This window comes from Pseudomonas sp. HP_08, assembly GCF_055284095.1.
In genome coordinates this window covers 26,706-47,618 of the sequence record NZ_JBTOQC010000022.1, presented here as the reverse complement: position 1 = coordinate 47,618, position 20,913 = coordinate 26,706, and the positions used below count along the sequence as shown (strand labels likewise).

Below are 20,913 nucleotides of genomic sequence, written 5' to 3'. Positions count from 1 at the left end.
GGGGCGTGGCCCCCTGGGGCTTTCTCCTCTTTCTTCTCTTTCTTGCTGCGCTTCCCTGTCCTCCCGCGCCCCCCCCCCGCCCCGCCGCCCCCCCCCCCCGCTCCTACAGGTATGTCGGTAGCGCCGACGCACATCCAATGTCATTACAGCAATGGCCGCTGCGCCTCAGGCGCGCCGTCAGGCTTTGTCACGTCTGAAGAATTCCGGAGAGAGCAGTCATGGACGCATCCGCCATCAAGGGCAACACCTCGATCAAATCTGTATTGCCACGGGAGCTATTGGCTTCCGTGGTCGTGTTTCTGGTCGCCCTGCCCTTGTGCATGGGCATCGCCATCGCTTCGGGCATGCCGCCGGCCAAGGGACTGATCACCGGCATCATCGGCGGTCTGGTGGTCGGCTTTATTGCCGGCTCGCCCTTGCAGGTCAGTGGTCCGGCTGCGGGCCTTGCGGTATTGGTCTTCGAACTGGTGCGCGAGCACGGCATGGCCATGCTGGGGCCGATCCTGCTGCTGGCGGGTCTGTTGCAGGTGCTGGCCGGGCGTTTCAAGCTCGGTTGCTGGTTCCGCGTCACGGCGCCGGCAGTGGTGTACGGCATGCTGGCGGGTATCGGCGTGCTGATTGTGCTGTCGCAGTTGCATGTGATGTTCGACAGCGGACCCAAGCCTTCAGGGCTGGATAACCTGATCGGCTTCCCGGCGACTCTGCTGCAGGCCATCGGTCCGGGCAGCGGCATGCAGGCCGGCCTGTTGGGGCTGGGCACCATCGCTATCATGTGGACCTGGGAAAAACTGCGCCCGCAATCGCTGCGCTTTGTGCCCGGTGCGTTGCTGGGTGTGGGCATCGCCACGGCGGTCAGCCTGTTCATGGCCTTGCAGGTCAAGCGCGTCGAGGTGCCGGCCGACCTGAGCGAGGCCATCGACTGGCTGCGCCCGGGCGATCTGGTCAACCTGGCCGATCCGGCGGTGCTGATCGCCGCCTTTGCAGTGGCATTCATCGCCAGCGCCGAAACCCTGCTGTCGGCGGCGGCTGTGGACCGTATGCACAACGGCGTGCGCTCCGACTTCGACAAGGAATTGAGTGCGCAAGGCGTGGGTAACATGCTCTGTGGCCTGGTGGGTGCCTTGCCGATGACCGGCGTGATCGTGCGCAGCTCGGCCAACGTGCAAGCCGGGGCCACGACGCGGATGTCGACGATTTTCCACGGCCTGTGGCTGCTGGCGTTTGTGCTGCTGCTGTCGAGCGTGCTGCAAAGCATTCCGGTGGCCAGTCTGGCCGGCGTGCTGGTGTATACCGGCCTCAAACTGGTCGACCTCAAGGCTTTCCGTGGCCTGGGCCGCTACGGGCGCATGCCGATGTTCACCTATGCCGCAACGGCGGCGGCGATCATCTTCACCGACCTGCTGACCGGCGTGCTGATCGGTTTTGCCCTGACCCTGGTCAAGCTGGCGTTCAAGGCAGCACGTCTGAAAATCAGCCTGGTGCAGATGCCGGACAGCGAAGAGCTGGAGCTGCGTCTGGTCGGTGCCGCGACCTTTCTCAAGGTGCCGGCGTTGACCCAGGTTCTGGCCAGCATTCCAGCGGGCAGCACCGTGCATGTGCCGCTGGGTAACCTGAGCTACATCGACCATTCCTGCCTTGAGTTGCTTGAGGAATGGGGCCGGGCCAATGCCACTCAGGGCACGCGCTTGATCATCGAGCCGCGCGGCCTGAAGCGCCGCCTTGAAGGACGGGTGCGCACCACCACCGGGATCGGCGCGGGCGCTGCCTAGCGCTTTTTACCTCAAGCGTTTTCGGGCGTCAGGCCGGCCAGTCCGAGCCCGACGCCTTGCTGCATCGACAGGCATGGCCAGCGTTTCCAGGCCGCTCCGGTGCCGGGGCTGGCGAGTTTTTCGCGGTAGGCCTCGACCGACTCCAGGGCAAAGATTTCTTCGTCGAGCATTTCGTGCACCGCGTGGTGCACGGCCTCATCGAGCTGGTTGGCGAAGTGTTCACCGATCAACTGGTGGGCAATGACGTTGGCCACCGTCGAGTCCGACGGAATCAGCGGCTGGCCCAGGTGACGGATGTACAGGTCGTTGACCTCTTCGACCAGCCTGTGCGCCAGGTAGGCCTCATCCAGCAGGCTGTCCAGACCTTCGTGACCGTCCATGATCGCTGGCGGGCTGGTGAAAAACTGTGACGCGATGCGCAGCACCGGTTTGATCTGCGCTTCGATACCGGCTTCGATCGATGCACTGTGAGCGGCTTCGAGCAAGTCGGGCACGTGTTCGATGTAGATCGAGACAAACCGGTTCAACGCATTGTGGGCATCACCTTCAGGCAACTGAATGGCGGGGTGCAGATGCTGCAACTGACTTTCCAGCTTGTGAAGCAGTTGACCGGTCTGGGCTTCATGTTGCTGGGCACGCTGGATCTGCTCACGCAAGGCAGCGATGTTCATGGCGACTCCTGAGGCTTTGGCCTGCTATTTCTAATGTTCAAGTGCAAGAAATGGTCTGCCCTCTTAAAACCATCATTGCAGCTCCTGGCCTGCAAATACTGGGTCGATCGAAGTTTGACAATTTTTCCTACGTGTATGGGATGACATACCTTAGCTGGCTTGACACATTTGCTCAGACCGATTTGTCATAACAATTTCGTTTTTATATGGCCGACCGGTCAAAAACAGCCTGATGGGTCACGCTGCTGTCAGCCTGCCGCTGGGCCGATGCTGCCGGGCGAGGTTTCTTGCCTGTCTATACTGCTGATCAGGAAGCAGGCTGATGGCCTTTCATTGGCCCGAGTCAGCAGTCCGCAAGCCGCTCCCATGAGCACAGGTCATCGAATCCTGTGCAGACCCACGAGTCTTGGGGGTACCCCGAATGATGCGTCAGCCCAGGCTTGGGGTCGTGGCGGTGCTGTGGACGAGCGGTGGTCAGGTGCAGGCGGCCTGGACCGTGAATATGGCGCCCGGTGTCACCGAGGTCAGTCAGGCGGTGTATGGCCTGCACATGACCATCTTCTGGATCTGTGTGGTGATCGGCCTGCTGGTCTTCGGTGCGATGGGCTGGAGCATGTTTGCCCATCGCCGCTCGCGCAGGCCGCAGGCGGCCGGTTTTTATGAAAACACCCGTATCGAAATCCTCTGGACCGTAGCGCCTTTGCTGATTCTGGTGGTCATGGCGATTCCGGCGACCCGCACGCTCGTTCATATGTACGACAACAGCGAATCGCAGGTCGATGTGCAGATCACCGGCTACCAGTGGAAATGGCATTACCGCTATCTGGGCCAGGACGTCGAGTTCTTCAGCAACCTGACGACCCCCGCTACGCAAATCAATAACCGCGACGACAAGGGCGAGCATTACCTGCTGGAGGTCGACCAGCCGCTGGTGTTGCCGGTCGGGCAGAAGATCCGCTTTCTGGTGACCGGCGCCGACGTGATTCACTCTTGGTGGGTGCCGGCCTTTGCGGTCAAGCGCGACGCCATTCCGGGGTTCGTCAACGAAGCCTGGACGCGCATTGAAAAGCCCGGCATCTACCGTGGCCAGTGCACGGAACTGTGCGGCAAGGACCATGGTTTCATGCCGGTGGTGGTCGATGCCCGGCCGCAGGTCGAATTCCAGGCGTGGCTGACCGAGCGCAAGGCTGAAAGCGCACGGCTCAAGGAACTGACCGACAAGGCGTGGACCCGCGAAGAACTGATCGCCCAGGGCGACAAGGTCTATCACACCATTTGCACCGCCTGCCACCAGGCTGAAGGCCAGGGCATGCCGCCGGTGTTCCCGGCGCTCAAGGGCTCGAAAATCGCCAGGGGCCCGCTGGATGCGCACCTCAATATCGTCTTCAACGGCAAACCGGGCACCGCCATGGCGGCGTTCGGCAAGCAATTATCGGAAGTCGATATCGCCGCCGTGGTGACCTTTGAGCGCAATGCCTGGGGCAATGACATGGGCGACATGCTGCTGCCCAAGGATGTACTGACCTACAAACAGGGGCAGAAATGAGAATCCCGAGCCATGCCTGCAAACATGATGGGCGTCGATCATGAGCGCTGTGATCGAGGACCTCGGCCATGCCCACGGCCCTGCCAAGGGCCTGATGCGCTGGGTGCTGACCACCAATCACAAGGACATCGGCACGCTGTACCTGTGGTTCAGCTTCTGCATGTTCCTGCTCGGCGGCACCTTTGCGATGGTGATCCGCGCCGAGCTGTTCCAGCCCGGCCTGCAGATCGTGCAGCCGGCGTTTTTCAACCAGATGACCACGCTGCACGGCCTGATCATGGTCTTCGGCGCGGTGATGCCGGCCTTTGTCGGGCTGGCCAACTGGATGATCCCGCTGATGATCGGCGCGCCCGACATGGCCCTGCCGCGCATGAACAACTTCAGCTTCTGGATCCTGCCGGCGGCTTTTCTGCTTTTGGTCTCGACGCTGTTCATGCCCGGCGGCGGGCCGAATTTCGGCTGGACCTTCTATGCCCCGCTGTCGACCACCTATGCGCCGCCCAGCGTGACCTTCTTTATCTTCGCCATCCACATGCTCGGCATCAGTTCGATCATGGGCGCCATCAACGTTATCGCGACCATTCTCAACCTGCGCGCGCCGGGCATGACCCTGATGAAAATGCCGCTGTTCGTCTGGACCTGGCTGATCACCGCCTTCCTGCTGATCGCGGTGATGCCGGTGCTGGCCGGCTGCGTGACCATGATGCTGATGGACATCCACTTCGGCACCAGCTTCTTCGATGCCGGTGGCGGCGGCGATCCGCTGCTGTTCCAGCACGTGTTCTGGTTTTTCGGCCACCCGGAGGTGTACATCATGATCCTGCCGGCCTTTGGCGCGGTCAGTGCGATCATCCCGGCGTTCTCGCGCAAGCCGCTGTTCGGCTATGCCTCGATGGTCTACGCCACGGCAGCAATTGCGCTGCTGTCGTTTCTGGTGTGGGCGCACCACATGTTCGTGGTCGGCATTCCGCTGATGGGCGAGCTGTTCTTCATGTACGCGACCATGCTCATCGCGGTGCCGACCGGGGTGAAGGTGTTCAACTGGGTGAGCACCATGTGGCAGGGCTCGCTGACCTTCGAGACGCCGATGCTGTTTGCCGTGGCCTTTGTCATCCTGTTCAGCATCGGCGGCTTTTCGGGCCTGATGCTGGCCATTGCCCCGGCGGATTTTCAGTATCAGGACACCTATTTTGTGGTCGCGCATTTTCACTATGTGCTGGTGCCGGGGGCGATCTTCGGCATTTTTGCCTCGGCCTATTACTGGCTGCCCAAGTGGACCGGGCACATGTACGACGAAACCCTGGGCAAGCTGCATTTCTGGATGTCTTTTGTCGGCATGAACCTGGCGTTCTTCCCCATGCACTTCATCGGTCTGGCCGGCATGCCGCGCCGGGTGCCGGACTACAACCTGCAATTTGCCAACTTCAACATGATCTCCTCGATCGGCGCCTTCACCTTCGGGGTCACGCAATTGCTGTTTCTGTTCATTGTCATCAAGACCATTCGCGGCGGCGCGCCGGCGCCGGCCAAACCCTGGGACGGCGCCGAAGGCCTGGAGTGGACCCTGCCGTCGCCGGCGCCCTATCACACCTTTGCCACGCCGCCGGAGATCACGTGATGCGCCAGCCCGAGGCGGTCAAGCGCGTGGTCATCCGGCTGGTGGTGGTCGTGGTGGCGATGTTCGGCTTTGGGTTTGCCCTGGTGCCTTTATACGAGGTGATGTGCCAGGCGTTCGGCATCAACGGCAAGACCGGCGGCGCCTACCGGGGCGAGCAGGTCATCGACAGTGCGCGGCAGGTGCGCGTGCAGTTCGTCGCCAGCAATGCGGCCGGCATGAGCTGGGCGTTCTATCCCAAAAGCAGCGAATTGCGCGTGCACCCAGGGGCGGTCAACGAGATGCTGTTTGTCGCGCAAAACCCCAGCGCCCACGCGATGACCGCCCAGGCCGTGCCCAGCGTTGCACCGGGGACGGCGGCGGCCTGGTTCCACAAGACCGAGTGCTTTTGCTTCACCCAGCAGGTGCTGCAACCGGGCGAGCGTATTGAAATGGCCGTGCGCTTTATCGTCGACCGCGATTTGCCGGCCGACGTCAGGCAATTGACCCTGGCCTACACCCTGTTCGATATCACCGCGCGCCAGCCGCCCGTGGCGCGGGCCCGCACCATCGCTGCCGGCAACGGCCCGTCGGAGGCGCCATGAGCACCGATCACTACTATGTGCCGCAGCAGAGCAAATGGCCCATCGTCGGCACCCTGGCGCTGTTGATCGCGATGTTCGGCCTGGCCACCTGGTTCAACGACATCAAGGCCGGGCATGCCGCCTCTTACGGCCGCTGGCTGGTGCTGGTCGGTGCGTTGCTGGTGGCGTGGATGATGATCGGCTGGTTCGGCGCGGTGATTCGCGAAAGCCGCGCCGGGTTGTACAGCGCGCAGCTGGACCGCTCGTTTCGCTGGGGCATGGGCTGGTTCATCTTTTCCGAAGTGATGTTCTTTGCGGCGTTTTTCGGCATGTTGTTCTACCTGCGCTACTGGGCCGGCCCATGGCTGGGCGGCGAAGGCAGCAACGGCATTTCCAACATGCTCTGGCCGGCGTTTCATTACCAGTGGCCGATGCTCGACACCCCGGACCCGAAACGCTACCCGGCGCCCGCCGGCATCATCGATCCGTGGACACTGCCGCTGATCAACACCGTGCTGCTGGTCAGCTCCAGCATCACCCTGAGCCTGGCGCACCGCGCCCTCAGGCACGGCCAGCGGCTGGCGCTGAAACTGTGGCTGGCCACCACCGTGCTGCTGGGCCTGGGGTTTCTGACCTTGCAGGTTACCGAATACCTGCATGCCTATCGCGAACTGGGGCTGACGCTGGGCTCGGGCATCTACGGCGCGACGTTCTTCATGCTTACCGGCTTTCATGGCCTGCACGTGAGCATTGGCGCGCTGATTCTGCTGGTGATGCTGGTGCGCATCCTGCGCGGGCATTTCGATGCCGAGCATCAGTTCGGCTTTGAAGCGGCGAGCTGGTACTGGCATTTCGTCGATGTGGTGTGGATCGGGCTGTTTGTCTTTGTGTATGTGGTGTGACCGGCATGAAGCGCTTCACGTGGCACCGGCTGCCGACCCTGCTGCTGATCATCATGCTGCCCGCGCTGATCCTGCTGGGCGTGTGGCAATTGCACCGGGCGCAGGAAAAGCGTGACCTGATCGCCCGGCAGGCCGAACACCAGATCATGGCGCCCGGCACGCTGGACGAGCTGTTGCAGGTCGCCGACCCGGCCTGGCGGCGGGTACACGTGCAGGGTTTTGTGGATGCCGGGCACAGCCTGCTGCTGGACAACAGCAGCCGCCATGGCCAGGTCGGTGTCGAGTTGCTGCAGCCGTTGCAGGATCAGCTCAGCGGCGTATGGGTGCTGCTCAATCGCGGCTGGCTGCCGTGGCCGGATCGCCGCGTGGCACCGCTGTTCAGCACCCCCGACACGTTGCTGGACATTCAGGCCTGGGTCTATGTGCCGCCCGGTCCGGGCTTTCGTTTGCAGGCTGATGCGGTGCCCGAGCGCTGGCCACACCTGATCACGGTGGTGGAGCCGGCCCGGCTCTGGCGCGAGCTGGGCCGCGTCGGCTACGCCCATCAACTGCGCCTGCTGCCGGGGCCGGCCGCGTATCGGGTCGACTGGCCGGTGGTGAACATGGCGCCCGACACCCACAGCGGCTATGCCGTGCAATGGTTCAGCCTGGCGGCCGCGCTGCTGGGGCTTTATCTGTACCTGGGCTTCAACGCCAGCACCGGGCGACAGGCATGAATGCCGTCCTGCCACCGCGCTCGCGCCGGCCGGGCCGCCTGCAACTGTTGCTGCTGGTGGCCGGGTGCATCGCGCCGATGATCCTGGCCACCAGCATGTACCGCTGGCAGTTCTGGGTGCCGGACAGCCGCACCTGGCACGGCGAACTGATCGGCAATGGCCAGGGCCGCAACGAACTGGGCGTGGCCGCGACAGAATCGCGCTGGCAGCTGTTGGTCACCGACACCGGGGCGTGCGCCGCCGAGTGCCGGCAACTGGTGTATCTGGCCCGGCAGATCAATGTCGGCCTGGGCCGCGAGGCGGCGCGCACCAGCCACGCCCTGGCCAGCGCGCTGCAAGCCGCCGATAGCGCCTGGCTGGGCGAGTACCCGCATTTGCAGCGTTATGCGCTCGACCTGCAACGTTACCGGCAAGTGGCACCACCTGCGGCGCAGACCTGGCTGTGGATCGTCGACCCGCGCGGCAATCTGGTATTGCGCTACGGCGCAGGCGTTCGCGGCGCCGATGTGCTGCGCGACCTCAAGCATCTGCTCAAGCTCTCGAATATCGGTTGAAAGGAGGCTGCCATGCGCCGCAGCGGCTATCGTCTGGCCCTGTTCGCCACTGTGCTGGCCCTGCTGGTGGTGCTGCTCGGTGCCTGGACCCGGCTGACCCATGCCGGCCTCGGCTGCCCGGACTGGCCGGGCTGTTATGGCTTGATCGCGGTGCCATCGGGGGCGGCGCAAGAAGCCCAGGCTGCACTGCAATTTCCACAGGCGCCGTTGCACGCCGGCAAGGGCTGGAACGAGATGATCCATCGCTATGGCGCCGCCCTGCTGGGCCTGAGCGTCGGCGGGCTGGCGTTGCAGGCTTGGCACTGCCGGCATCAGGCCGGGCAACCGCTGAAATTGCCGCTGCTGTTGGTGGCGCTGGTCATCGCCCAGGCGCTGTTCGGCATGTGGACCGTGACCCTCAGGCTGTGGCCGCCGGTGGTCACCGTGCATTTGCTGGGCGGGCTGGCGACGCTAAGCCTGTTGCTGCTGTTGACCTTGCGCCTGAGTGGCGCGCCAACGCCGGTCGTTAACCCGACAAAGCTATTGCGCGGCCTGGCAACGCTGGCGCTGGCCGCCGTGATCGGGCAGATCATGCTCGGCGGCTGGGTCAGCGCGCATTACGCCGCCATGGCCTGCGCCGACTTGCCGACCTGTCAGGGCCAGTGGTGGCCGGCGACCGACTTTGCCCGCGGCTTTCACCTGAGCCCACCGATCGGCCCCAATTACCTGGGCGGCCTGCACGACAGCGAGGCGCGCACCGCCATTCACCTGGCCCATCGGCTGGGTGCATTGCTGGTCAGCCTGGTGATGCTGGCGCTGATCTGGCAACTCAAGCGCGCAGGTTTTCACGCGCTGGCGGTGCTGCTGGGGGCGGCATTGCTGCTGCAAGTGGGGCTGGGCATGGGCAATGTCCTGGCGCAGATACCGCCCTTGCTGGCCCTGGCACACAGTGCGGGGGCGGCGTTATTGCTGTTGAGCATGACCCTGGTGCATGACCGTCTGTGGCGCTAGCTGTTAGGCTTGCCCTTCACCGTATGGACCTTCGACGATGACCCGAACGCAGAAAACCGTCTTCATTCTTGTGGCCATCGTGGCCGTGATTCTTGGCCTGACCGTACAGCGCGTGATGTCCGGTCGGGGCGGTGCCGACCAGGCCGCACTGGTCGATGCCGGCATCATCCTGCTGCCGCAGAGCCGCGCGCTGCCGGACCTGAAAATGACCGACCAGAACGGCGAGCCCGTCTCGATCGATCAACTCAAGGACAAATGGACGCTGGTCTTTCTGGGCTACACCTACTGCCCGGATATCTGCCCCGCAACACTGGCGCAGTTACGCCAGATCAAGGGCGAGCTGCCCAAGGACCTCGCCGGCCGGCTGCGCGTGGTGCTGGTCAGCGTCGATCCTGACCGCGACACGCCCGAGCAGTTGAAAAAGTACCTGGAGTATTTCGACAAGGATTTTGTCGGCCTGACCGCGCCAGTGAACGAACTGAAAACGCTCTCCAACGCATTGAGCATTCCGTTCATCCCCGCCGACACCCGCAAACCGGGCTATACCGTCGACCACAGCGGCAACCTGGCGCTACTGGGACCGGACGGCAAACAGCACGGCTTTGTGCGCGCACCGCTGAACGTCAGAAAGCTCAGCGAGCGGCTGCCGGGGTTGTTGCGGTTGTAGGACCTGGCGGCGTTTCAATGGGCAGCCTTGAAAAATTGCACTTTCAGTTCCAGCGTAATGACGAATGTCATTACAGGAGTCATGTCCCATGGCCTCAATCAATATTCGTGTAGACGATGACCTGAAAACCCGGGCTTACCGTGAGCTGGAGCGCTTGGGTGTCACGCCGTCCGAACTCATGCGCCAAACCTTGCAATACGTGGCGGAGCGCGGTCAGCTTCCGTTCCGGCCTGTACTCATGACAGAAGAGGATGAAGCGCTCATGAAAACCGTACGCGAGCGATTGGCTTCACCTCAGCGCATCAAGGTTTCGCTGGATGACCTATAGCCTTGAGTTTGATCAGCGAGCGTTGAAGGAATGGCACAAGCCGGGAGACACCGTCCGACAGCAATTCAAGAAAAAAGCTGTCTGAAGTTCTGAAAAATCCTCGTGTCGAGGCGAACCGGTTACGCGAGCTGCCAGATTGCTACAAGGTAAAACTGCGCAGCGCGGGCTATCGCTTGATCTACCAGGTCATGGACAAGGAGATTGTGGTGTTCGTGGTGGCGGTCGACAAACGTGAAAACGAAGGCGCGTATCGAAAGGCTTCAGAGCGGACCAAATGATGTGGGGGTTTTTCCCCACAGAAGCCGTCCGCCGGCTCCTGTGGGGGCATTCAGTCAATCAGAACGCCGGAACCACGGCGCCTTTGTATTTCTCGGTGATGAACGCTTTCACTTCAGGGCTGTTCAGCGCGCCGACCAGTTTCTTGATCGCGTCAGAGTCCTTGTTGTCCGGGCGAGCGACCAGGATGTTGGCGTATGGCGACTCGGCGCCTTCGATGGCCAGGGCGTCCTTGGTCGGGTCCAGTTTGGCGCCCAGCGCGTAGTTGGTGTTGATCAGCGCCAGGTCGACCTGGGTCAGCACGCGCGGCAGGGTCGCAGCTTCCAGCTCACGGAATTTCAGGCCTTTAGGGTTGGTGGCGACGTCCTTCGGGGTGGCCAGGATGCTGGTCGGGTCCTTCAGGGTGATCAGGCCGGCCTTGGCCAGCAGCAGGAAAGCGCGACCTTCGTTGGTGGCATCGTTAGGCAGGGCCACGGTGGCGCCGTCTGGCAGGTCTTCCAGCTTCTTGAATTTCTCGGAGTAGGCGCCGAACGGTTCGACGTGAACCTTGGCCACGGTCACCAGGTTGGTGCCCTTGCCCTTGTTGAACTCATCCAGATACGGCTGGTGCTGGAAGAAGTTGGCGTCCAGGCGTTTCTCGGCCACTTGCACGTTAGGCTGCACGTAGTCGGTGAAAACCTTGATCTTCAGGTCCACGCCTTCCTTGGCCAGGGTCGGTTTGACGAACTCCAGGATTTCGGCATGCGGTACGGCGCTGGCGGCCACGCTCAGGGTTTCGTTGGCTTGCGCCGACAGGGCAGTCACGGCAGCCAGTACAGCCACTAGTTTTTTCATGCAAACAGCTCCTTAAATGAAGGCTCGCATCCGGCGAGCCACAACCAACGCAATGGATTAACGGTGTGAGAAGTACGCCACCAGCCGGTCGCCGACGGTTTGCAGAATCTGCACCAGCACCAGCAGCAGTACGACCGTGACGAACATGACATCGTTCTGGAAACGCTGGTAACCGTAGCGGATCGCAAGATCGCCCAGGCCGCCGGCGCCCACGGCACCGGCCATGGCGGTGAACGACACCAGCGCAATGGCGGTCACGGTGATGGCCGCCAGAATGCCGGGCCGCGCCTCGGGCAGCAGGGCCTTGACGACGATCTGCCGGGTGGTGGCGCCCATCGCCTGGGTCGCTTCGATGATGCCTTTGTCGACCTCGCGCAGCGCGGTTTCGACCAGGCGGGCGAAGAACGGCGTGGCGCCGGCGATCAGTGGCGGCAAGGTGCCGAGAATGCCCAGCGAGGTGCCGGTGATGATCTGCGTCAGCGGCATCATCACAATCAGCAGGATGATGAACGGCAGCGCCCGCAGCATGTTCACGATCAGCCCCACGGTGCTGTACAGCGCCTTGTTTTCCAGCAACTGGCGCGGCGAGGTGAGGAACATCAGCACGCCCAGCGGCAGGCCCAGCAGCACGGTAAAGCCCAGCGAAACACCCAGCATGATCAGGGTGTCGCCGGTGGCGAGCCAGATTTCATACCAGTCGACGTTGGAAAACAGATTCACGAAAGCGTCCATCAGCGCAGGACCTCCATATGGACATCAGCGGCGCTGAAGCGGGCGAAGGCGGCGTCAACATCGCCGCCGGTAATGGCCAGGGTCAGCTGGCCGTAAGGCACATCCTTGATGCGGTCGATCCGTCCGGCCAGGATGCTGTAGTCGACGCCGGTTTCCCGCGCGACCGTGCCCAGCAGCGGCGCGTAGGTGGCCTCGCCCTGGAAGGTCAGGCGCACGATGCGGCCCTGCACATGGGCGAAGTCTTCGCGCTGATCGTTCTCGTCGAGCTGCTCGTCTTCCTGGACAAAACGCTTGGTGGTCGGGTGCTGCGGGTGCAGGAACACATCGGCTACCCTGCCCTGCTCGACGATGACGCCGGCGTCCATCACCGCGACGTGGTCGCAGACCCGGCGGATCACGTCCATTTCATGGGTGATCAGGACGATGGTCAGTTTCAGCTCGCGATTGATCTCGGCCAGCAGTTGCAGCACCTGGGCGGTGGTTTGCGGGTCCAGCGCGCTGGTGGCTTCGTCGCACAGCAGAATCTTTGGCCGGGTGGCCAGGGCGCGGGCGATACCGACCCGCTGCTTCTGCCCGCCGGACAACTGCGCCGGGTACTTTTTCGCGTGGTCGCTCAGGCCGACCCGCGCAAGCAACTCGGCGACACGGCGGTCGATCTGCTCGCGCGGCAGGTCGCCGGCCAGCGTCAGCGGCATGGCGACATTATCGGCCACGGTCTTGGATGACAGCAGGTTGAAGTGCTGGAAGATCATGCCGACCTGCTGGCGAAAACGGCGCAGGCCGTTGGTGTCCAGCGCGGTGACATCTTCGCCGTCGACGGTGATGCGCCCGCCGGTGGGGTTTTCCAGGCGGTTGATCAGCCGCAGCAGCGTGCTTTTACCGGCACCGGAATGACCGATCAGGCCATAAACCTGGCCGGCCTCGATGCGCAGGCGGGTGGGATGAAGGGCCGGGATGTCCTTACCGGCGACCCGATAGGTTTTCTGGACGTCAAGAAACTCGATCACTAACCAAACCTTTTAGGGCGAACCTTGTGGGAGCGCGTGGAGCGAGCGATAGCTCGCGAATACAAGCCGGGCTGGATAAGCCGGGCGCGCATTTTAGCCTTTCCGCGCCGCTCGTCTTAGCATTTATTTCGAGCAAAAGCTGCTCAATGGCTATAACGCGACCGATGGGAATACCCGATTTCAAATTCACTGAACGGCGCTCGATTGCCTCGGTCACTCCTTGAACACCGTGATTCACAGTCAACAGGTTCGCTATGTGACGGGCCTGCCACTTTGAGGAGTTGCATTCGATGGGCAAGAAAACCGAAACCCCAGTCACCCAGGCGTCCGCCAGCGAACTGGCCGGCACCGATACCCTCGACCGGGGCAACACCAACGCCAAGCTCGACAGCCTGGAAACCGTGCGTTCAGACGCCACCGGCCAGGCACTGCGCACCAATCAGGGTGTGAAGATTGCCGATAACCAGAACACCCTCAAGGCCGGCAGCCGTGGGCCGTCGCTGCTTGAAGACTTCATCATGCGCGAGAAAATCACGCATTTTGACCATGAGCGCATTCCTGAGCGCATCGTCCATGCCCGCGGCACCGGCGCGCACGGCTACTTTCAGACCTATGAAAACCACAGCGCGCTGAGCAAGGCCGGCTTCCTGCGTGATCCGGGGCAGAAAACCCCGGTGTTCGTGCGTTTCTCCACCGTACAAGGCCCGCGCGGCTCGGGCGACACCGTGCGTGACGTGCGCGGCTTTGCGGTGAAGTTCTACACCGACGAAGGCAACTTCGACCTGGTGGGCAACAACATGCCGGTGTTCTTCATTCAGGACGCGATCAAGTTTCCGGACTTCGTGCATGCGGTGAAACCCGAGCCGCATAACGAGATCCCGACCGGCGGCTCGGCCCACGACACCTTCTGGGACTTCGTGTCGCTGGTGCCGGAGTCGGCGCACATGGTGCTGTGGACCATGTCTGACCGCGCGATCCCGAAAAACCTGCGCAGCATGCAGGGCTTTGGCGTGCACACCTTTCGCCTGATCAACACCGAGGGCAAGGCCAGCTTCGTCAAATTCCACTGGAAGCCCAAGTTCGGCGTGTGTTCGCTGGTCTGGGACGAAGCGCAGAAGCTGGCAGGCAAGGACACCGATTACCACCGCCGCGACCTGTGGGAGTCGATTGAAACCGGCGACTACCCGGAATGGGAACTGGGCGTGCAAATCGTGGCCGAGGAAGACGAGCACAAGTTCGACTTCGACCTGCTCGACCCGACCAAGATCATCCCTGAAGAACTGGTGCCGGTAACGCCGCTGGGCAAGATGGTGCTGGACCGTAACCCGGACAACTACTTTGCCGAGACCGAGCAGGTCGCGTTCTGCCCCGGTCATATCGTGCCGGGTATCGATTTCTCCAATGACCCGCTGCTGCAAGGCCGGCTGTTTTCCTACACCGACACGCAGATCAGCCGTCTCGGCGGGCCGAACTTCCACGAGATTCCGATCAACCGTCCGGTGTCGCCGAACCACAACAACCAGCGCGATGCGCAGCACCGCAGCACGATTCACAAGGGCCGTGCCGCCTACGAGCCGAACTCCATCGACGGCGGCTGGCCGAAAGAAACCCCGGCCGGTCCTCAGGATGGCGGCTTCGAGAGCTATCAGGAACGCATCGAGGCGCACAAGGTACGTGAGCGCAGCGAGTCGTTCGGCGATCACTTCTCGCAGGCCACGCTGTTCTTCAACAGCATGAGCGAGCACGAGAAAGAGCACATCATCGCGGCCTACAGCTTCGAGCTGGGCAAGGTCGAGCGCGAGCACATCCGCGCACGTCAGGTGAACGAGATTCTGGCCAATATCGACCTGACTCTCGCGGCGCGCGTGGCCGCCAACCTGGGCTTGCCAGCGCCGAAAGCCGGCACCGTGGCGCCGGTCAAGACCAGCCTCAAGCAGTCCCCTGCCCTGAGCCAGGCCAACCTGCTGCCCGGCGATATCGTTTCGCGCAAGGTCGCGGTATTGGTGGCCAATGGCGTGGATGGCAAGGCGGTAGACGCCATCAAGGCAGCGCTGGCAGCCAAGGGCGCGCAGGCCAAGGTGCTCGGCCCGACCTCGGCGCCGGTGACCACCGCCGACGGTAAAACCTTGCCGGTCGATGCCTCAGCCGAAGGCTTGCCGTCGGTAGCCTTCGATGCGGTGTTCGTGCCGGGTGGCGCAGAGTCGGTCAAGGCATTGAGCGGCGACGGCGTGGCCCTGCATTACCTGCTCGAGGCTTACAAACACCTCAAGGCCATTGCGGTCGCCGGTGAAGCCGAAGAGCTGCTGAAACTGCTGCGGCTGGAGAAGGACGCCGGCCTGCTGGTGGTGTCCGACAAGGCGTCGACCGAGGCATTTCTCGATGCCATCGGCCAGCACCGCGTCTGGGCGCGTGAGCCGAAAGCCAAGGCCGTACCGGCCTAAGCTCAGGGTTTCGCGGGGGTAAGGACAATCTGCGCCGGTTGATGACGATCAATCTGCCGGCGCAGATCCAGCTCGAAATCCGGATTGAGCTTGTTGACCCGCTTGACCAGCAGATTGGCCAGCCATGGGTAATCTGCCGTGCGCGGCACTTCGATCAGCACATCGCAGTTGAAATTGACGACATCGCTGGCAATCGCGTCAAGTTGCTTGCGCATTTGCGCGATATCGCCGGTGTTCAGCTCAATGATCGTGCTAGGCACATCCGGATTGACCAGCTTGGCAATGCGTCGTGCCTCAGCGGCGCGCAGCTCGGCTTCGGCCTGCTCCAGCTCGGCCTTGCGCGCTTGCGCAATTGCACCGTTGACACCGCTGGTCAGCGCTGGCGCCTTGGGCATCAAGGCGCGGGCGCGGCTTAGCGCGGTGGTCGCGGCATTCACATCACCTTTCTGCAAACCGATCTGGCTGCGGCTCAAATAAGCCTCGGCCAGTTGCCGTTGCGACTGCTCAAGGCGCGGATCGTCCGGCGTGGCGGCTTGCAACGCGGCCAACTGGTCTTCGGCGGTCGCCAGTTCGTTGCCGGCAATGCTCTGCTCCAGTTGCGCGAACCCGTCCGGCTGTGGCGCCTGCCCGGGCGCGGCAACGTCTGCCGGTGGCGTGCTTTGGCAAGCACCCAACAGCAGGGACAAGGCGACTGGCAGCAGATAACGGGAGATGGGCAGCTTCATTCCTGCATTCTCTAAGTTGCGCAAAAAACGAGCAAGTCTACACCGCCCGCCGGGGGAGAACAAAACTGAGCAAGAACAGCGTCGCGGCGCACACCACAATCGACGGTCCCGCCGGAGTGTCCTTGAGCCATGATAGCGCCAGCCCGCCGCACACCGCCACCACGCCCAGCACGCTGGCGCCCAGCGCCATTTGCTCCGGCGAGCGGGCATGCCGTTGCGCGGCGGCGGCCGGAATGATCAGCAGCGAGGTGATCAGCAGCACGCCGACGATCTTCATCGCCACCGCAATCACCACCGCGATCAGCAGCATCATGGTCATGCGCAGGGTCATCACCGGCAGGCCTTCGACGCGTGCCAGTTCTTCGTGCACGGTCACCGCCAGCAACGGCCGCCACAGCGCCACGATCAGCACCAGCACCAGCGCGCTGCCGCCCAGAATCCAGGCCAGGTCGGTCGGGCTGATCGCCAGCAGATCGCCGAACAGATAGGCCATCAGGTCGATGCGCACCTCGTGCATGAAACTCAGCACCACCAGGCCCAGCGACAGGGTGCTGGGCGCCAGAATGCCCAGCAGGGTGTCGCTGGCCAGCGGCTGGCGTTGTTGCAGGGTCACCAGCAGGATGGCCAGCAGCAGGCAGCCGACGGTGACCGCCAGGGTCGGACTGATGTCGAGCAAAAAGCCCAGCGCCACGCCGAGCAGGGCGGCGTGCGACAAGGTGTCGCCGAAATAGGCCATGCGCCGCCAGACCACGAAAGAGCCTAAAGGGCCTGCGACCAGGGCCAGAGCGATGCCGGCGAGCAAGGCGTAAAGAAGAAAATCAGCCATGCTTGCAGCCGTCTCCGTGAACGTGGGGAACGTGAGGTTTGAAACGCGGGGCGTCGTGGGCGTCAGCGGCTTCGTTGACCACCTCGCCATGCAGGTCGTGGGCGTGGTCGTGATGGTGGTGATAAATCGCCAGGCTCGGCGCGTTCTGGCCGAACAGCTCGACGAAGGCCGGGTCGTGGCTGACCTGTTCCGGGTGCCCGGAGCAGCACACGTGACGGTTCAGGCAGACCACCTGGTCGGTGGTGCTCATCACCAGGTGCAGATCGTGGGAGACCATCAACACGCCGCAGCCGTGACGATCACGCAGGCGGGTGATCAGGCTGTACAGCTCTGCCTGGCCTGCGACATCGACGCCTTGCACCGGCTCGTCGAGCACCAGCAGCTCGGGCTCGCGCAGCAGCGCACGGGCGAGCAGCACGCGCTGCATCTCGCCGCCGGAAATGCCCTGCAACGGGCTGTCGATGACCTTGCCGGCGCCGACCTCCTCCAGCGCGGCCATGGCCTTGGCGCGGTCGACACCGGGCACCAGACGCAAGAAGCGCAGCACCGACAGCGGCAGGGTCTGGTCGATATGCAGCTTTTGCGGCATGTAGCCGATGCGCAGTTTCGGCTTGCGCCAGACGCTGCCCGAGGTAGGCGTCAACAGGCCGAGCACGGCGCGCACCAGTGTGGTCTTGCCGGCGCCGTTGGGGCCGATGAGGGTGACGATCTCGCCGGGGCTGACGCTGAGCGCGATGTTGTCCAGCACGCTTTGCCCGGAAAGGGTGACCGCCACCTGTTCCAGGCGGATCAGGGGTGAGCTCATCAGGCGGCCTTGCACCCGGCGCACACGCCGACGATCTCGATGGTCTGGCCTTCGACGGCAAAGCCCACTTCGGTGGCGGCGTTGACCACCGCGTCGCTGATGGCCGGATGTTGCAGCTCGATGGCGGCATGGCATTCGCGGCAGATCAGGAATTGACCCTGGTGGGCGTGAGCCGGATGGTTGCAGCCGGTGAAGGCGTTGAGCGAGGCGATGCGGTGCACCAGGCCATGCTCAAGCAGGAAATCCAGAGCGCGGTACACGGTCGGAGGTGCGGCGCGGCGGCCGTCTTCTTCGCTGAGTACGCCGAGAATGTCATAGGCGCCCAACGGCTTGTGGCTTTGCCAGACCAGCTCCAGTACGCGACGGCGCAGCGCGGTCAGGCGCAGGCCTTTGCCGGCGCACAGCGTATCGGCCTCGCTGAGGGCGCTGTGCACGCAGTGGGAGTGATCGTGAGGGCGACTGGCCAGGGGAGTAATAGGCATGGGCGGCGACGATATTGGCTGGAGACGTTATTATGTTACCCGTTCCTGCCCGATATGAGTGTTCCTCGTGCGCCGACTTTTTACGCTTTTAGTACTGGCTGCCGGTTTGTCGGCCGCCGCCACCGCCCAGGCCGACGTCAAGGTCCTGACCAGCATCAAGCCGTTGCAGCTGATTGCAGCGGCGGTTCAGGACGGCGTCGGCAGCCCCGATGTGCTGTTGCCGCCCGGTGCTTCGCCGCACCACTATGCGCTGCGTCCATCCGACGTACGGCGGGTCGGCGATGTCGATCTGCTGTACTGGATCGGCCCGGACATGGAAGGTTTTCTGCCGCGCGTGCTGGGCAATCGCAGCCTGCCCAGCGTGGCGGTGCAGGATTTGCCGGGCATGAAGCTCAGGCATTTTGCGGCGGATCAGACCTCCCATGACGATCATGAGCATGAAGGTCATGAGCATGAAGGTCAGGGCCATGACGAGCCGGGCTATGAAGAGCACGACCACGATCACCGTCCCGGCAGCCTCGACTCGCACTTGTGGCTGTCGACCGTCAACGCGCGGGTGATCGCGGCAAAAATGGCCACTGACCTGAGCGCCGCCGACCCTGCCAACGCCGCGCGCTATGCCAGCAACGCCAAAGCCTTCGACCAGCGCCTCGATGCGCTGGATGCACGAATCAAGGCGCGGGTCAGCGGCGTGGGCGACAAGCCGTGGTTTGTGTTTCACGAAGCCTATGACTATTTCGAGCAGGCCTATGGCCTCAAGCACACCGGCGTGTTCAGCGTCGCCAGCGAAGTGCAGCCGGGCGCCAAACACGTGGCGGCGATGCGTGACCGGCTCAAAGAGTCGGGCAAGACCTGCGTGTTCAGCGAACCGCCACTGCGCCCGAAACTGGCCGACACCCTGACCGCCGGGTTGCCAGTGAAGCTGGCCGAGCTGGATGCGCTGGGCGGCTACACCCAGGCCACGGCCAATGGCTATGAACAGTTGCTGGAAAAAATCGGCAACGACCTGGCCGGGTGTCTGGAAAGCCTGTAGCCGCAGCGACTTCATTCTCGTAGGACCGACTTTAGTCGGGAATGGCGCGCCACCGTTCCCGACTAAAGTCGGTCCTACGGGTTGTGCATGGGTCTTACAACGCAAACGGCAGCGGCAGGTTGATGACCTGGCGCTGTTGCAGGCGCTGTTCGAATTCGGCCGGGTCGTGAATAAGCACGTCCTGCCCGGCAAAACTTTCGGCGGCGATCAGGCGTGACAGCCAGAAGCGTACGCAGGCAATGCGCAACATCACCGGCCACAACTGCGCCTCGGCAGCGGTGAACGGGCGGCGTGCCGCATAGGCACCGAGAAACGCTCTGGCGCGCACCGGGTCGAGCTGGCCGTCGTCGTGCGAGCACCAGTCGTTCAGGGCAATCGCCAGGTCGTACAGCATCGGCCCCGAGCAGGCGTTGTAGAAGTCGATCAAGCCGGTCAGGTGCGTGCCTTCGAACAGCGCGTTGTCGCGGAACAGGTCGGCATGCAGGTTGGCGCGTGGCAACGCCATGATGGCCGCAACATGCGTTTCGATTTCCTGCAGGGTCTTGTCGAGCAAGGCGGCCTGTGGCGCTGTCAGGTGCGAAAGAAAATTGCGTCCTTCGCTGAGCATCCAGTCCAGGCCCCGGTCGGTCTTGCGCTCCAGCACCTTGTCACGGGTCGCCAGGTGCAGCCCGGCCTGCAATTGCCCGATGGCGATGCAGTGCTGGGTGTTGGGTTGCTTGATGTGCTTGCCCGGCAGCCGCGGTTGCAGCAGCGCAGGTTTGCCCTTGAGCTCGCGCAGTGCCTCGCCCTCGGTGGTGCGCAAGGCATAAGGCACCGGCAGGTCGGCGTCGTGCAGCACATCGAGCAGTTCGATGAAGAACGGCATCTCTTGCACCGGACCGCGCTCGACCAGGGTCAGGACAAATTCGCCCTGCTCCAGGCTGATGAAGTAATTGGTGTTTTCACTGCCGGCGGCGATGCCCTGAAAGTCGAGCAGGCGACCAAGCCCGTAAGCCGAAAGAAAGGTTTCCAGCTCGGGCCGGGTCAGGGGGGTAAAGACGGACATATCAGCGACTGCCAGCTCAAAGAATGATGAAAGTTAGGTTTACCAGCTGAATATTTCCCACTGCGGGATCAGCATGTCCGGTTGGTCCGAACGAATGAAATTGGGGCTCGTACCATCGGCGCGGACCAGAAAATACGGTTTGCCGTGCTTTGGCGTGATCTTCACGGCATACAAAAAGCCATTCTGGCGGTACTCCTGAATGGTCTTGTCGCCATCGGTTCGGATCGTGACCTCAGGGTCCGCCGACGGTGAATCCTCTGCCGCAACGGCCATCAGTGGCCCGGTCAACAGCATGCAGGTCACTAACAAGCGATTTAGCGTGCGCATGATAACCTTGTCCTTTTGTTGTCTACGGTCCACGCATTCTAGCGCCGACCCCGCCGAAA

At 63.0% G+C, this 20,913-nt stretch carries 21 protein-coding genes and 2 pseudogenes; 13 read left to right on the top strand and 10 right to left on the bottom strand.

What is annotated here, in order from left to right:
* Positions 1 to 218 precede the first annotated feature (218 nt).
* The gene (locus ACYAS9_RS18795; RefSeq protein WP_463569765.1) at positions 219 to 1,769 is read left to right on the top strand and encodes a SulP family inorganic anion transporter; all 1,551 of its coding nucleotides are present in this window, start codon (positions 219 to 221) and stop codon (positions 1,767 to 1,769) included.
* An 11-nt stretch (positions 1,770 to 1,780) separates the two neighbouring features.
* Here ACYAS9_RS18795 and ACYAS9_RS18790 read toward each other — a convergent pair whose 3' ends face one another.
* Positions 1,781 to 2,440: a hypothetical protein gene (locus ACYAS9_RS18790; RefSeq protein ID WP_463569764.1), complete on the bottom strand. Its 660-nt coding sequence runs from the start codon at positions 2,438 to 2,440 to the stop codon at positions 1,781 to 1,783.
* Between the two features lie 421 nt (positions 2,441 to 2,861).
* Here ACYAS9_RS18790 and coxB point away from each other — a divergent pair, with 421 nt between their 5' ends.
* From coxB to ACYAS9_RS18740, 10 genes and pseudogenes are all read left to right on the top strand, one after another.
* Positions 2,862 to 3,986: a cytochrome c oxidase subunit II gene (coxB, locus tag ACYAS9_RS18785; RefSeq protein WP_463569763.1), complete on the top strand. Its 1,125-nt coding sequence runs from the start codon at positions 2,862 to 2,864 to the stop codon at positions 3,984 to 3,986.
* A 40-nt stretch (positions 3,987 to 4,026) separates the two neighbouring features.
* Positions 4,027 to 5,604: a cytochrome c oxidase subunit I gene (gene ctaD / locus ACYAS9_RS18780; protein ID WP_463569762.1), complete on the top strand. Its 1,578-nt coding sequence runs from the start codon at positions 4,027 to 4,029 to the stop codon at positions 5,602 to 5,604.
* Positions 5,604 to 6,185 (top strand): cytochrome c oxidase assembly protein, encoded by a 582-nt coding sequence (locus ACYAS9_RS18775; RefSeq protein ID WP_463569761.1) that lies wholly within the window; start codon positions 5,604 to 5,606, stop codon positions 6,183 to 6,185. The genes ctaD and ACYAS9_RS18775 overlap by 1 nt, the downstream gene beginning before the upstream one ends.
* On the top strand, positions 6,182 to 7,066 hold the full coding sequence (locus ACYAS9_RS18770) for a cytochrome c oxidase subunit 3 (protein WP_463569760.1): 885 nt from the start codon (positions 6,182 to 6,184) through the stop codon (positions 7,064 to 7,066). The genes ACYAS9_RS18775 and ACYAS9_RS18770 overlap by 4 nt, the downstream gene beginning before the upstream one ends.
* A gap of 5 nt (positions 7,067 to 7,071) precedes the next feature.
* Positions 7,072 to 7,782 (top strand): SURF1 family protein, encoded by a 711-nt coding sequence (locus tag ACYAS9_RS18765; RefSeq protein ID WP_463569759.1) that lies wholly within the window; start codon positions 7,072 to 7,074, stop codon positions 7,780 to 7,782.
* Positions 7,779 to 8,336, top strand: coding sequence for a hypothetical protein (locus tag ACYAS9_RS18760; RefSeq protein ID WP_463569758.1), 558 nt, complete (start codon positions 7,779 to 7,781; stop codon positions 8,334 to 8,336). Before ACYAS9_RS18765 ends, ACYAS9_RS18760 begins: the two co-directional genes overlap by 4 nt.
* A gap of 12 nt (positions 8,337 to 8,348) precedes the next feature.
* Positions 8,349 to 9,317 (top strand): annotated as a pseudogene (locus ACYAS9_RS18755) (COX15/CtaA family protein); the annotation flags it as partial.
* A 46-nt stretch (positions 9,318 to 9,363) separates the two neighbouring features.
* Complete coding sequence (locus tag ACYAS9_RS18750; protein WP_463569757.1) at positions 9,364 to 9,993, top strand: SCO family protein; 630 nt, start codon at positions 9,364 to 9,366, stop codon at positions 9,991 to 9,993.
* 88 nt (positions 9,994 to 10,081) lie between these two features.
* Positions 10,082 to 10,321 carry a type II toxin-antitoxin system RelB/DinJ family antitoxin gene (locus ACYAS9_RS18745; protein ID WP_463569756.1) on the top strand — a complete coding sequence of 80 codons (240 nt, stop codon included), beginning with the start codon at positions 10,082 to 10,084 and terminating at the stop codon, positions 10,319 to 10,321.
* Positions 10,311 to 10,599: pseudogene (locus ACYAS9_RS18740) on the top strand (type II toxin-antitoxin system RelE family toxin). The gene ACYAS9_RS18745 and the pseudogene ACYAS9_RS18740 overlap by 11 nt, the downstream one beginning before the upstream one ends.
* A 58-nt stretch (positions 10,600 to 10,657) precedes the next feature.
* Here ACYAS9_RS18740 and ACYAS9_RS18735 read toward each other — a convergent pair.
* Genes ACYAS9_RS18735 through ACYAS9_RS18725 form a run of 3 tightly spaced genes read right to left on the bottom strand, consistent with a single transcriptional unit; the run spans position 10,658 to position 13,170 of the window.
* Positions 10,658 to 11,431: a MetQ/NlpA family ABC transporter substrate-binding protein gene (locus tag ACYAS9_RS18735; protein ID WP_463569755.1), complete on the bottom strand. Its 774-nt coding sequence runs from the start codon at positions 11,429 to 11,431 to the stop codon at positions 10,658 to 10,660.
* Positions 11,432 to 11,488: 57 nt separating this feature from the next.
* Positions 11,489 to 12,163, bottom strand: coding sequence for a methionine ABC transporter permease (locus ACYAS9_RS18730; RefSeq protein ID WP_463569754.1), 675 nt, complete (start codon positions 12,161 to 12,163; stop codon positions 11,489 to 11,491).
* On the bottom strand, positions 12,163 to 13,170 hold the full coding sequence (locus tag ACYAS9_RS18725; protein WP_463569753.1) for a methionine ABC transporter ATP-binding protein: 1,008 nt from the start codon (positions 13,168 to 13,170) through the stop codon (positions 12,163 to 12,165). The genes ACYAS9_RS18730 and ACYAS9_RS18725 overlap by 1 nt, the downstream gene beginning before the upstream one ends.
* Before the next feature lie 290 nt (positions 13,171 to 13,460).
* On the opposite strand from ACYAS9_RS18725, the gene katE reads away from it, so the two are divergent.
* The gene (gene katE / locus ACYAS9_RS18720; protein ID WP_463569752.1) at positions 13,461 to 15,611 is read left to right on the top strand and encodes a catalase HPII; all 2,151 of its coding nucleotides are present in this window, start codon (positions 13,461 to 13,463) and stop codon (positions 15,609 to 15,611) included.
* Positions 15,612 to 15,613: 2 nt separating this feature from the next.
* Here the strand turns inward: katE and ACYAS9_RS18715 are convergent, their stop codons facing one another.
* The 4 genes from ACYAS9_RS18715 to ACYAS9_RS18700 are packed head-to-tail and all read right to left on the bottom strand — an operon-like array spanning position 15,614 to position 18,449.
* A complete protein-coding gene (locus ACYAS9_RS18715; protein ID WP_463569751.1) occupies positions 15,614 to 16,336 on the bottom strand; it encodes a PA5502 family lipoprotein in 723 nt (240 codons plus the stop codon).
* A 37-nt stretch (positions 16,337 to 16,373) separates the two neighbouring features.
* Positions 16,374 to 17,162, bottom strand: a complete 789-nt coding sequence (gene znuB, locus ACYAS9_RS18710) for a zinc ABC transporter permease subunit ZnuB (protein WP_459746079.1) — start codon at positions 17,160 to 17,162, stop codon at positions 16,374 to 16,376.
* Complete coding sequence (gene znuC, locus ACYAS9_RS18705; protein WP_463569750.1) at positions 17,155 to 17,967, bottom strand: zinc ABC transporter ATP-binding protein ZnuC; 813 nt, start codon at positions 17,965 to 17,967, stop codon at positions 17,155 to 17,157. The genes znuB and znuC overlap by 8 nt, the downstream gene beginning before the upstream one ends.
* Positions 17,967 to 18,449, bottom strand: a complete 483-nt coding sequence (locus tag ACYAS9_RS18700; RefSeq protein ID WP_459746082.1) for a Fur family transcriptional regulator — start codon at positions 18,447 to 18,449, stop codon at positions 17,967 to 17,969. The genes znuC and ACYAS9_RS18700 overlap by 1 nt, the downstream gene beginning before the upstream one ends.
* A 67-nt stretch (positions 18,450 to 18,516) precedes the next feature.
* Between ACYAS9_RS18700 and znuA the strand changes: the two genes are divergently transcribed.
* Positions 18,517 to 19,482 carry a zinc ABC transporter substrate-binding protein ZnuA gene (znuA, locus tag ACYAS9_RS18695; RefSeq protein ID WP_463569749.1) on the top strand — a complete coding sequence of 322 codons (966 nt, stop codon included), beginning with the start codon at positions 18,517 to 18,519 and terminating at the stop codon, positions 19,480 to 19,482.
* 94 nt (positions 19,483 to 19,576) lie between these two features.
* Here znuA and ACYAS9_RS18690 read toward each other — a convergent pair whose 3' ends face one another.
* Positions 19,577 to 20,527: a homoserine kinase gene (locus ACYAS9_RS18690; protein ID WP_463569748.1), complete on the bottom strand. Its 951-nt coding sequence runs from the start codon at positions 20,525 to 20,527 to the stop codon at positions 19,577 to 19,579.
* Positions 20,528 to 20,566: 39 nt separating this feature from the next.
* Positions 20,567 to 20,854, bottom strand: a complete 288-nt coding sequence (locus ACYAS9_RS18685) for a DUF2782 domain-containing protein (RefSeq protein WP_463569747.1) — start codon at positions 20,852 to 20,854, stop codon at positions 20,567 to 20,569.
* Positions 20,855 to 20,913: the final 59 nt, after the last annotated feature.